The sequence below is a fragment of the Kocuria rhizosphaerae genome (genome assembly GCF_044462265.1).
Classification (GTDB): Bacteria; Actinomycetota; Actinomycetes; order Actinomycetales; family Micrococcaceae; genus Kocuria; species Kocuria rhizosphaerae.
On the sequence record NZ_JBISWL010000033.1, the window covers coordinates 36,359 to 44,897 of the forward strand.

At 71.2% G+C, this 8,539-nt stretch carries 6 protein-coding genes; 1 reads left to right on the forward strand and 5 read right to left on the reverse strand.

Annotated elements, in window-relative coordinates:
- Positions 1-2: 2 nt before the first annotated feature.
- Positions 3-1,715 carry a thiamine pyrophosphate-binding protein gene (locus tag ACH9EU_RS04350; RefSeq protein WP_396412716.1) on the forward strand — a complete coding sequence of 571 codons (1,713 nt, stop codon included), beginning with the start codon at positions 3-5 and terminating at the stop codon, positions 1,713-1,715.
- 377 nt (positions 1,716-2,092) lie between these two features.
- On the opposite strand, the gene ACH9EU_RS04355 is transcribed toward ACH9EU_RS04350, so the two are convergent.
- The 5 genes from ACH9EU_RS04355 to ACH9EU_RS04375 all read right to left on the reverse strand — a co-directional run.
- Positions 2,093-3,376 (reverse strand): MFS transporter, encoded by a 1,284-nt coding sequence (locus ACH9EU_RS04355; protein ID WP_396412717.1) that lies wholly within the window; start codon positions 3,374-3,376, stop codon positions 2,093-2,095.
- A gap of 74 nt (positions 3,377-3,450) precedes the next feature.
- Complete coding sequence (locus ACH9EU_RS04360; protein ID WP_396412718.1) at positions 3,451-4,647, reverse strand: MBL fold metallo-hydrolase; 1,197 nt, start codon at positions 4,645-4,647, stop codon at positions 3,451-3,453.
- Between the two features lie 592 nt (positions 4,648-5,239).
- Positions 5,240-6,145, reverse strand: coding sequence for a LysR substrate-binding domain-containing protein (locus ACH9EU_RS04365; RefSeq protein WP_396412719.1), 906 nt, complete (start codon positions 6,143-6,145; stop codon positions 5,240-5,242).
- A gap of 226 nt (positions 6,146-6,371) precedes the next feature.
- Positions 6,372-7,577: an MFS transporter gene (locus ACH9EU_RS04370; RefSeq protein WP_396412720.1), complete on the reverse strand. Its 1,206-nt coding sequence runs from the start codon at positions 7,575-7,577 to the stop codon at positions 6,372-6,374.
- 119 nt (positions 7,578-7,696) lie between these two features.
- Positions 7,697-8,539, reverse strand: an 843-nt coding sequence (locus tag ACH9EU_RS04375) for a fumarylacetoacetate hydrolase family protein (RefSeq protein WP_396412721.1), incomplete at its 5' end; no start/stop codon positions are given.

An 8,539-nucleotide genomic window follows, 5' to 3' on the forward strand; every position in this document is an offset into this window, starting at 1 on the left:
CCATGACCACCACCACGAGCGCGACCCACCACGCCGTCGCGCCGGAGCCCGAGAACCGACCGGCGGCCGACGTCGCGGAACTGGTCGGCCGGACCCTCGCGGCGCTGGGCGCCGGCCACGTCTTCGGCGTGGTCGGCAGCGGCAACTTCACGGTGACCAACGCCCTGCGCCGGGCGGGCGTGCCCTTCACCGCCGCCCGCCACGAGGGCGGGGCCGCGACCATGGCCGACGCGTACGGACGGATGTCCGGGCGGGTCGGGGTGGTCTCCACGCACCAGGGCTGCGGGCTGACCAATGCCGTGACGGGGATCGGCGAGGCCGCCAAGAGCCGCACGCCCATGATCGTGCTGACCGCCGACACGGCCGCCGCCGCGGTGCGCTCGAACTTCCGGATCGACCAGGACGCGCTGGCGCGCAGCGTCGGGGCGGTGGCCGAGCGCGTCCACTCCCCGGCCAGTGCGCTGGCGGACACCGTGCGCGCCTACCGGACGGCCGTCAACGAGCGCCGGACCGTGGTGCTGTCCCTGCCGACGGACCTCCAGGCGGCTCCCGTCGACCACGCCGCGGCAGAGCTGCGGCCGCTGGACCCGCCGCAGGCGGTGCGCCCGGACGCCGCCGTGGTCGAGCGCCTCGTCGGACTGATCGGCCGCGCCGAGCGCCCGGTCTTCGTGGCCGGGCGGGGTGGGCGCACCGCCGGCCCGCAGATCGCGGCACTCGCCGAGGCCTCCGGGGCCCTGCTGGCAACCTCGGCGGTCGCACACGGCCTGTTCCAGGACGACCCGTTCAACCTCGGGATCTCCGGCGGCTTCTCCTCTCCGTTCACGGCGGCCACGATCTCCGACGCCGACCTCGTCGTGGGCTGGGGGTGCGCCCTGAACATGTGGACCATGCGCCACGGAGCACTCATCGGTCCCGATGCCACCGTGGTGCAGGTCGACCTCGAGGACTCCGCGCTCGGGGTGAACCGGCCGATCGACCTGGGCGTGCTGGGCGACTGCGCCCGGACCGCCACGGCCGCTCTCGAACTGCTGGACGCCGCCGGGCACCGGAGCACCGGCCTGCGCACACCCGAGACGGCCGAACGGATCGCCGCTCACGCCCGGTGGAACACGGTGGACACCGAGGACCTCTCCACCGCGGAGTCCATCGACCCGCGCGTGCTCAGCAAGGAGCTCGACACGCTGCTGCCGGCCGAGCGGATCGTCGCGATCGACTCCGGCAACTTCATGGGCTACCCCAGCACCTACCTGCGGGTGCCCGACGAGTTCGGCTTCTGCTTCACCCAGGCGTTCCAGTCGATCGGCCTGGGCCTGGCCACGGCGATCGGGGCGGCGACCGCCCGCCCGGACCGGCTGCCGGTGCTGGGCACCGGGGACGGCGGCTTCCTCATGGCGATCGCGGAGCTGGAGACGGCCGTCCGGGAGAACATCCCCCTGGTGGTGGTCGTCTACAACGACTCGGCCTACGGCGCCGAGGTCCACCACTTCGACACCCAGGAGGACGAGGATCTGGCCATCGTCCGCTTCCCGGTCACCGACATCGCCTCCATCGCGCGGGGCCACGGCGCCGCCGGCGTCGTCGTGCGCACCCGGGAGGACCTCGCGGCGGTCACGGAGTGGGTCGCGGGGCCCCGCGACCGGCCGCTCGTGATCGACGCCCGGATCGCCTCCGACGGCGGGGCCTGGTGGCTCGCGGAGGCCTTCAAAGGGCACTGAGGGACGCGGGCGGGCGGGCGGAGGGCAGCAAGTCGGCACGGACGTTCCTGCCCTCCCGCTCTCCGTTCGGCCCTGCACGCCCCACCTCCCGGAGGAGCTCTGGATGGGATGGATCCACCAGCTCGCCACCGCCGTGGCGGAGCAGCACGTGCGGCTGATCGACCCCACCACCATGGCAGCAATGGTCACCACCGCGGTGCTGGGCTCACCGCCCTGCGCTTCGACCACTGAAACCCTTTCTCGAGCTCCGGCCCGGACGAACCTGTTGCCCACTGGCGCCGGACGAACGCGGTGGCGCGGTCCAAGAGCGTGGAGCCGTTTCGGTGACTCCCGCGCCCTCGGACCGCGCTTGCGCGGTGCGGTGGGCAAGAGCTCGCCTAGCTCACCTTGGCCTCGGGTGCCGCTTCCCTGGTGCCGTCCAGGCCATGGCCGTGGGCATTGCCCGTGGGCTTGAAGAGCCGGGGCAGGATGAACCAGCAGACGGTCGTGACGGCGATCGGGGCGGCCAGCAGCAGCACGATGTCCTGCGCCGGCCAGGCGAGTGCGAGCAGGACGCCGCCGATGCTCGGCCCCAGGATCGATCCCGTCCGGCCCCACGCGGCCGACCAGCCCACCGCGACGCCCCGCAGCGACGACTCGTAGATGGACACCGCAATGGCCGTCTGCCCGATCGAGCCGGCGGTGATGCCTATTCCGGCCACGAGTGTGACCGCCATGAGCATGGCATTTCCGACGTCCACGAGGGCCAGTGCCGCGGTGGCGGCGGCTCCGATCGAGGACATGAGAACCAGGGCGCGTGCGGTGCCCATCTTGGCGGACAGCGGCATGAGGGCCAGTCCAGCGATGATGCCCCCGAGGCTGAAGTAGGCCAGGCCCAGGCCCGCCTCCGTCTTCCCCAGCCCGTAGTCGATGAAGAGGGTCGGCAACCAGGACTTCAGGGTGTAGGAGACGGTGAAGATCAGGAACGTTGCGGTCCACAGCATCAGGGTGGGACGTCGCAGGTCTCCGGTGAAGATGCTGGCGAGCTTGGCCCGGGGGGCGGACGCGTCGGTGTCCGCCTCGTGGTTCGATGTTGCCGGGACGCACAGCTGCAGCAGCACAGCCAGGGCCAGGGGTGCCGCGCCCGTTGCCCAGAGGACTCCGTTCGTGCCCAGCGCGGCGATGAGCGGGCCCCCGGTGAATCCGGCCACCGTGGCCCCGGTGATGAGGCCCATCGTGACCAGGACAGCGACGGGTTGCCGCTTGTCCTGGGGTCCGTTGCGGGTGCCGACGACGACCGCCATCGGCAGGACCACCCCGAGGCCGATGCCGGTGGCGGCGCGGGTGAGGCTGAGCAGGGCCATGGACTCCGTGGGCAGGAAAGCCGCACTGAGGAGTGTGGCTATGCCGAAGGTGAACGTTCCGAAGATGAGTACGCGCTTCTCGCCCAGGGCGCGCCCCAGGATGCCGCAGGACAGATAGCCGACCACGACGCCCACGTTGGTGAGCATCAGCGGCCAGGTGAAGGCGGCCGGTTGGGTTCCCCACTCCGAGGCGAGGTGGGGCACGAGCATGGCCAGGATCGCGGTGTCGAATCCGTCCATGAGGACTGCGAGGAAGGCCAGGATGATGGCGACTGGTTTGATTGCGGTGCCCCGGCGGGGCGCTCTGCTGGTTTCCATTGATCTGTCTCCTGATGTGAGGGCCCCGCCCGGTGCGGGCGGCACCAACGGTTGGAGGGAGGTGGAACGGCCGGTCAGGCGCTGAACGCGCTCGACAGGTCACGCCCGCCGGCCGGTGCGGCGCCGGCGACAGCCGCCACGTCCACGCTGAGCAGGTCCCTGCCCACGACCACGGGACCATCGAATTCCGCGGCGGCCTCGTCGTGGAACACCTCGTCGGGCACGGACCCGTCTCCGGGGTAGATGTGGTTCAGCACCAGGGCACGGACGCCGGCCGTTCTTGCCACGGTGCCCACACCCGGAATGGCGGGCAGGCCGTCCCCAGCCTGACGACCCCGCAAGGGGGTGTGGGCGCTGAGGAACTGGTGCGCCATGGTCGAGTACAGCGGGGTGCCCCGGAAGCGCTCAATGGCCTGATCGACCGCCATGACCTCGTTGACGAGCACGTCCGCTCCCCGGGCCAGCTCGACCAGGTTCGAGCAGGGCGTGGTGTCGCCGCTGAAGACGACCGTGCCGTAGGCCGTTTCGCACCGGAACCCGAATGCCGGGAAGACGGGCGGATGCTGCACGAGGGTGGCGAGCACGCGCACGTTCTCGTCCTCGTAGATGACGTACCCGTCGCCGGCGGGAGCCGGACTGCAGACACTGGCTCCCTCAGGGACCTCGATCTCGTGCGTGGTGAACATCGGGGAGCCTGCGAGCCCGGTGAAATCCAGGGGCTTGCCGTCCTTGCGCCGTGTGGAACGAAGGCGTTCGTTGATGTCGTACGCATTGGCCCGCGTGAGCAGCTCTGTCATGTCCCGCAGGCCTGGCGTCGGCAGTCCGGGGCTGACAACGGGGGTGTCAGGTGCGTCGGGGAGGCCCGGGACCTCGGAGGCCCCGGCGTCGGCCTCGGAGGCCCGGCCCGGGCCCAACAGCCGGATGGTCTGCCCGTCGGCGTCCCAGTTCGTCCAGTTCAGGCTCAGGAAGTTGAAGTAGTCCGCAAAGTGATCCGAGTGCAGGTGGGTGATGAACATGGCCCTGACACGATCGAAACCCAGCCTTGCCTCCGAGAAGCGGACGGGCAGGCCGCTGCCGGCGTCGATGATGTAGATGCTCCCGTCGACCACCAGGGCGCTGGACGTAGCCGCACGTGCCCCCGGGATGGGACCGCCCTGGGTGCCCAGGAGCACCAGGTGCGTTCCCGTGGACGGGACACTCGAGGCTGCGGTTCGAAGGTCGGTCGAGAAGCCTGAGACTTCTCGGCCGGATGATGTGTGTTCGTTCGGCATGTTGCCTTCCCTGGTCGACGGGTCGCCGGACCCACCCCCAAGGGGTGACGAGACCCGGCATGACGGTCTGGATCAGGGACCCAGCAGGACCCCTGGAATCTGGACTCACATCAAGCTTGCGTGACCCGAATCACACAGGTAAAGCGGTTAATTCGCGGAAATAACGACCCGAAATCTTTCTTTGACCTTTGCGTCGATGCGGAGGCGGACGCAGCCACGGATGGTGGACGACCGTTTGTGGCCTCTGCTCGCCCCCTGATCCCCGGCACGCGACCGTCCTGTCGCCGCACTTGTTGGTATCGGCGGCCGGACCCACGACAGCAGGCGCTTCGTCCCCCTGGTGGAGACCGACGCATCCGCGAGCGGTCGTCGTGGGTCTCCGGGGCGGCCCCCTCGTAGGCCGGAGAAGTGGTACGCGGACAAGGGTGACGACTGTCCCGGTGCCGGCTCCTGGGCTGCCAACACCTCGAGTTGCGCTACAACCGCGCCGAAGCCACGCTCCTGCTCCTGCTCCTGCTCACCGTCGTGCTCATCGACCTTCGCCGGCTGCGCCAGGGACAGAGCCATGAGACCGGGCGTCAGGAACGGAACACTAGCCGATGAGCTCACCTACCACGTCCCCGCGCAGAAACTCGGCCAGCTTGTCCACCTTCGCCACGTGACGCCGCAGCGGTGGGAGAACCTGGACCAGGGCGTTGCCCGGCAGCTGGTCCTGCACCGGCACGGCGACAACGGGCGAGTCGTCGTGGCGGGATTCCTCCGGGAAGACGTAGAGCAGGGAATACCCGAAGCCACGGGCGACCATCGCTCGGATCGTCTCCGGGCTGGACAGCGTCCAGCGGATCCTCGGTTCCACGCCCGCTTCCCGCATGACCGCGAGCATGGCCTCCAGCGCGGGGCCGTCGGGTGTGATGGCATGCTCATCCCGCAGCTCGCGAAGCGAGATGCTCGGTCTGGATGCCAGCGGGTGGGACCTGGGAAGGGCCGCCTTGACCCGGATCGGACGCAAGGAGACGTACTCCAGGTCGGGGGGCACCTGACGCCGGAAGGCCAGGCCGGCATCGACCTGACCGTCGCGGACCAGCTGCAGGACCTCACCTCCGGATGCTTCCCGGAAAATCAGCTCCACCTTCGGATGAAGTTCGGCAAAGCCCGAGGCAATCGCCGGCAGCAGCGCTGGGGAGAGGGCCAGGGTGCACCCAACGGACAGCTCCCCGAACAGTTCCCCAGGATTGGACTGCAGCAGCAGCTCCACGCCTGCGGCATCGCGCAGGATGTTCCGGGCCAATGGCAGCATGGCATGGCCAAGCGCCGTCGGAACCACGCCCTTGGCCTTGCGCCGGACCAGCAACGGAGTCCCACAGGCTCGCTCGAGTTCATTCAGCCCATGGGCGATGCCGGCATGCGAGACGTGGCAGCGGCGAGCCGCGCCCGCCAAGCTCCCAGCCTGCACAGCGGCCACGAAGTACTCCAACTGCTTCAGGGTGAACTCGGCCACGAATTCAGCTTACGTCCTGGGATGCGGCGCCCCCGCCCCGGAGTTGTGCCCCGGCGTTCTTGATCGTTCGATCGCCGCAGGGACGGCTCCACCAGCCCGGGGACCGATCCGCGGTTCCGCAGAGCCCCACCAGACGGGTCAGGCCTGCGGGGGCGCCCGGACGGCGGTGCGTCGGGGCGGCCCCGGGCCGGAGCTGAGTCCCGGACCCGGAGCATCTGGCCCCGCGTCAGCGCTCGGCGGGGACGCGCCGCGAGACCGTCACGGCCACGGCGATCCCGGCGAGGGCCAGCGCCCCCGTCACCGTCCACGTCGCGTCCCACGTGCCGGCGGACTGTGCCACGGCGGCCACGGCCGGGGGCCCTGCGAACTGGCCCAGCGCGTTGAACTGCTGGCCGAGCCCCAGGCTGGTCGCCACCGTGGTCGGGGTCGGCGCCACCCGCATGAGGCCGGCGATCGCCGTCGTCGGCACCACGCCCCCCACCGCGGAGAAGACGAGCACCGCGCCGTAGCGGGCGCCGAAGCGGACCTCCGGGTCAAGGTGCGGGGCGAGCCCGAAGGCGACCACCGCGGCCAGGCCCAGCACCGCGAACCCCACGACCCACAGCACCACCGGGCGCACCCCGCGCTGCAGGGCGCTTCCGGCGGCCAGGTTGCCCACCACGTTGACGCCGGCCGCCAGCGCGCTGAGCCCGGCCGCCGCCGTGATCGCGATCCCCGCCTCGGCGTACATCGAGGGCAGGAACTGCACGACGCCGTTCCACTGGGCGGTGTAGAGGCAGAAGACCAGGGCCACGAGCCACGGCCCCGGGCTGCGCAGGGTGAGCCCGAGCCGCTCCCGGACCCCGTGGACCACCACGTGCGCCGGGTCCGGCGGCAGCACGGCGAGCACGAGCAGGCCCAGCCCCAGGGAGCAGGCCGCGGCGGCCCCCCACCACGTGCGCCAGCCCAGCGCCTCGCTCAGCAGCCCGCCCAGCAGCAGGGACAGCGCCGCCGCCACGGGGATGTGGCAGCCCCACAGGCCCACGAGCAGGGACACCCGCCCGGGCGCCACGGTCCGCCGGATCAGGGCCGGGGCGCAGATGGACACGAGCATGAAGCCCACGCCTTCGAGCACGCGGGAGCCCAGCAGCGTCCCGTACCCCGTGGAGGCCAGCCCGAGCAGCGACCCGGCGGTGAGCAGGCTCAGCCCCAGCAGCAGACCCCGGCGCAGGCCGATGCGGTCCCCGAACAGGCCCACCACGGTGCCCAGCAGCATCCCCGCCACCTGCACGGTGGAGAGCAGGAACCCCGCCTGCACCAGGGTCAGGCCCAGCTCGGCGGACAGCCCCGGCAGCGCCGGGGCCAGCTTCCACACGTGCAGGGCGGCGACGACGCCCGCGGCCACGACGAGCAGGGCAGGCCCCGTCCCCGCCGGCCCGGAGGGGACGGTCATGCCGGGCCGCCCGGTCCCGGGCGGGTCGCCGGGACCTGCACGGGATGCCGAGCACACCGACGACGAGACCTCATGTCGTGGCCGGATCCCATCTGCCGGCGGAGCATCCGTCCCGGTTCTCAGATCCGGCTGGGCGCGGGGTCGACGATCTTCGTGGACAGCGTGCCGATCCCGTCGATGGCGACCTCCACCTGGTCCCCGGACTTCAGGTAGACCTGCGGGTCCCGGGCACGGCCCACCCCGCCCGGGGTCCCGGTGAGGATGATGTCGCCCGGGCGCAGGGGCAGGATCGTGGAGAGGTAGGAGACCAGGAACGTCGGGGTGAACAGCAGGTCCCCGATGGAGTGCTCCTGCATCGTCTGCCCGTTGACCCGGGTGTGCAGGGTCGCCGTCGCCGGGTCGAACTCGTCGGCGGTGACCATGACCGGGCCCACCGGGGTGGAAGCCGCCCAGATCTTGCCCTGCAGCCACTCCTTGGTCCGGAACTGATACCCGCGCATGGAGATGTCGTTGGCGGCCGTGTACCCGGCGATGTGGCCGGCGGCGTCGGCCTCGGAGACCTTGTGGGCGGTCTTGCCGATGACCACGACGAGCTCGCCCTCCCAGTCCAGCTCCGGGTCCTCCGCCACGGCCTCCACCGGGTCGCCGGGCCCGGTGAGGGTGTCGGCGAACTTCGCGAACATCGTCGGATGGGAGGGCAGGTCCCGGCCCATCTCCTGGATGTGGCTCTTGTAGTTGAGCCCCACGCACAGCACCTTGGACGGGTTGGGCACCAGCGTCTCCAGCCGGGCGTGGGCGGCCTCGTGGCGCGGCCCGGAGGCGTCGGCCGCGATCTGCCGCCAGTTCTCCTGGGCCAGCAGCGCCCCCAGGTCGGGGTAGCCCTCGATCTCGGTGAAGACCTCACCGTCCAGACGGGCGGCGGTCGTGGACCGGTCGGTGCGCAGCGTTGCAAGCTTCATGGG